This is a genomic window from Streptomyces sp. MMG1533, from assembly GCF_001279775.1.
Classification (GTDB): domain Bacteria; phylum Actinomycetota; class Actinomycetes; order Streptomycetales; family Streptomycetaceae; genus Streptomyces.
The window spans coordinates 1-520 of sequence record NZ_LGDG01000121.1; the positions used below are offsets into that span (position 1 = coordinate 1).

General features: G+C 67.3%; 1 protein-coding gene. It reads right to left on the reverse strand.

Annotated features, from left to right (window positions below; translation table 11 throughout):
* On the reverse strand, positions 1-520 hold a 520-nt coding region (locus ADK57_RS13250), incomplete at both ends, for a DNA-directed RNA polymerase subunit alpha (protein ID WP_420711856.1).

The window sequence follows — 520 nt, forward strand, 5'->3', positions numbered from 1 at the left end:
TCGGCGGCAAGGGCGGCGTCCGTGGGGGACGGGCCCATGTCGATGCCCTCGGCGTCGATGTTGAGCTCGCGGGCCAGACCGAACAGCTCGACCAGGGTCTTGCCGGCCGACGCCATGGCGTCACGCGGACGCATGGCCTGCTTGGTCTCGACGTCGACGATCAGCTTGTCGAAGTCGGTGCGCTGCTCGACACGGGTCGCCTCGACCTTGTACGTGACCTTCAGCACGGGGCTGTAGATGGAGTCGACCGGGATACGGCCGATCTCCTGGCCCACCTGCTTGTTCTGCACGGCGGAGACGTAACCGCGGCCACGCTCGACCGTCAGCTCCATCTCCAGCTTGCCCTTGCCGTTGAGCGTGGCGAGGACGAGGTCGGGGTTGTGCACCTCGACACCGGCCGGCGGCGCGATGTCGGCGGCGGTGACCAGACCCGGGCCCTGCTTGCGCAGGTACATCACGACCGGCTCGTCGTGCTCCGAGGAGACGACCAGCTGCTTGATGTTGAGGATCAGGTCGGTGA